This window comes from Pseudophaeobacter sp. 1A16562 (assembly GCF_041008785.1).
In the GTDB taxonomy this organism is placed as follows: Bacteria; Pseudomonadota; Alphaproteobacteria; order Rhodobacterales; family Rhodobacteraceae; genus Phycobacter; species Phycobacter gallaeciensis_A.
Map to the genome: position 1 here is coordinate 1 of NZ_JAXGFT010000038.1, position 3,092 is coordinate 3,092.

Annotated in this window: 1 protein-coding gene; it reads right to left on the reverse strand. The window is 64.0% G+C overall.

Features of this window, described 5'->3' with window-relative positions:
* On the reverse strand, positions 1–3,092 hold a 3,092-nt coding region (locus tag SM764_RS22520; RefSeq protein ID WP_369002864.1), incomplete at both ends, for a pyruvate carboxylase.

The window sequence follows — 3,092 nt, forward strand, 5'->3', positions numbered from 1 at the left end:
ACCGCGACCGAGGCGACGACGCCGGGCATCGGCGCGCCGATGTGGTCGGGGTTGCCCGCTTCGGCCTTGGGACGGGCAGCGGTGGTGGATTTCACCAGACGGTTCGGCACCCGGATCACCCGCGGCTGGCCGTTGAGTTCGAAGAACACCTTCACCTCGCCGTTCTCATCGGTCTCGCCGATGGCCTGCAGGCGGATCTCCAGCGTCTTGCCGGGGTCGATCTCGGCCGAGATTTCCTCGCCCGGTTCCATCCCGTAAAAGAACGCCCGCGTCGGCAGGCTGCGCACCGGGCCGTACTGGCGATGGCGGCCCATGTAATCGAGGAACACCTTGGGATACATCAGGTAGCCATTCAGATCCTCGTCATCGACTGCCTTGCCTTCCAGCTGTTGCGACAGCTCGGCGCGGGTGGCTTCCAGATCGACAGGCTCCAGATGCTTGCCGGGGCGCTCGAGGTTGGGCTTTTCGCCCTTCAGCACCTTGTCCACGATGCCCGCCGGGAAGCCGCCCGGCGGCTGGCCGAGGTTGCCGCGCAGCATGTCGACAACGGAATCGGGGAAGGAGAGATCGGTCTCAGGGTCCTCCACCTCTGCGCGGGTCAATCCCTGGGAGACCATCATCAGCGCCATGTCTCCGACCACTTTCGACGATGGCGTCACCTTGACGATATCGCCGAACATCTGGTTCACATCCGCATAGGTCTGGGCGACCTCGTGCCAGCGCTCCTCCAGCCCCAAGGAGCGCGCCTGCGCCTTGAGGTTGGTGAACTGGCCACCCGGCATCTCGTGCAGGTAAACTTCCGAGGCCGGGGCCTGAAGGCCGCTTTCAAAGGCCGCGTATTGCGCCCGCACCTGTTCCCAATACGCGCTGATCTCGCGGATCTTGGCGATATCCAGCCCGGTGTCGCGGTCGGTGTTGCGCAGCCCTTCGACGATCGACCCCAGGCAGGGCTGCGAGGTGCCGCCACTGAACGCATCCATCGCTGCATCCACCGCATCGACACCCGCATCGGCGGCAGCCAGAATGGTCGCCCCGGCGATGCCGGAGGTGTCATGCGTGTGGAAGTGGACCGGCAGGCCGACCTCTTCCTTCAACGCCTTGACCAACTGACGCGCGGCGGCGGGTTTCAACAGGCCCGCCATATCCTTGAGGCCCAGAATATGGGCGCCCGCGGCTTCCAGATCCTTGGCCATGCCGACGTAGTATTTGAGGTCATACTTGGCCCGGTCCGGGTCCATGATATCGCCGGTGTAGCAGATGGTGCCTTCGCAGATCTTGCCGCTCTCCACCACCGCATCCATCGCGACGCGCATGTTCTCCACCCAGTTGAGGCTGTCAAAGACCCGGAAGACATCGACGCCGGTGATCGCGGCCTGTTTCACAAAGGCCTGCACCACGTTGTCCGGGTAGTTGGTATAGCCCACCCCGTTGGAGGCGCGCAGCAGCATCTGGGTCATCACGTTGGGCATCGCCTCGCGCAGATCCCGCAGCCGCTGCCAGGGGCATTCCTGCAAGAAGCGATAAGCCACATCAAAGGTCGCACCGCCCCAGCATTCCACCGAGAACAGCTGGCTGAGGCTTTGCGCATAGGCGGGCGCTACGCGGATCATGTCGATCGAGCGCATGCGGGTGGCGAGCAAGCTCTGGTGGCCATCGCGCATGGTGGTGTCGGTCAGCAGAAGCTGCCGCTGCGCCTTCATCCAGTCGGCCACGGCCTGGGCGCCCTTCTGCTCCAGAAGGTTGCGGGTGCCATAGGGCAGGGCGCCGGTCTCGACCTTCGGCGGGCGCGGATCCTTCAGACCCGCTTTCGGCTCGGCGCGGCCCTCGGTCTCCGGGTGACCGTTCACCGAGATGTCGGCGATATAGGTCAGCACCTTGGTGCCGCGGTCCTGGCGCTTGGCGAAATTGAACAGCTCCGGCGTCTCGTCGATGAACTTGGTGGTGTATTCATTGCTGAGGAAGGTCGGGTGCTTCAGCAGGTTCTCGACAAAGGCGATATTGGTGGAGACCCCGCGCACCCGGAATTCGCGCAGCGCCCGGTCCATGCGGGCAATCGCCTTTTCCGGGGTCGGTGCCCAGGCGGTGACCTTGGTCAGAAGGCTATCGTAATAGCGGGTGATCACCCCGCCCGCATAAGCGGTGCCGCCATCCAGACGAATGCCCATGCCGGTGGCCGAGCGATAGGCGGTGATGCGGCCATAGTCAGGGATGAAGTTGTTGAGCGGATCCTCGGTCGTCACACGGGTCTGCAGCGCGTGACCGTTGAGGCGGATCTCGGACTGATCGGCCTTGCCGGTGGCTTCGGCAATGCTCTTGCCCTCGGCGATCAGGATCTGCGCCTGCACGATATCGATGCCGGTGACTTCCTCGGTGACGGTGTGCTCCACCTGCACCCGCGGGTTCACCTCGATGAAGTAGAACTTGCCGGTTTCCATATCCATCAGGAATTCGACGGTGCCGGCGCATTCATAGTTCACATGCGCGCAGATCCTGCGGCCCAGATCGCAGATCTCGGCCCGCTGCGCCTCGCTCAGGTAAGGGGCTGGCGCGCGTTCGACCACTTTCTGGTTGCGGCGCTGGACTGAGCAATCCCGCTCGAACAGGTGATAGATCTCACCGTGCTTGTCGCCAAGGATCTGCACCTCGACGTGGCGGGCGCGGGTGATCATCTTCTCGAGATAGCCCTCGCCATTGCCAAAGGCGGCCTCGGCCTCGCGGCGCCCTTCCAGCACTTTTTCTTCCAGCTCGTCCTTGGAATAGATCGGCCGCATGCCGCGACCGCCACCGCCCCAGGAAGCCTTGAGCATCAGCGGATAGCCGACCTCACCCGCTTCCTTGCGGATGGCGTCCATGTCATCGCCCAGCACCTCGGTCGCGGGAATGACCGGCACGCCTGCCTCGATGGCGACGCGCCGCGCCGAGGCCTTGTCGCCAAGGGCGCGCATGGTCTCGGCTTTGGGGCCGATGAAGGTGATGCCGTTGCGGGCGCAGGCATCGACGAAATCGGGGTTTTCGGACAACAGACCATAGCCCGGATGGATCGCATCTGCGCCGCTTTCCTTGGCAACGCGGATGATCTCGTCAATCGACAG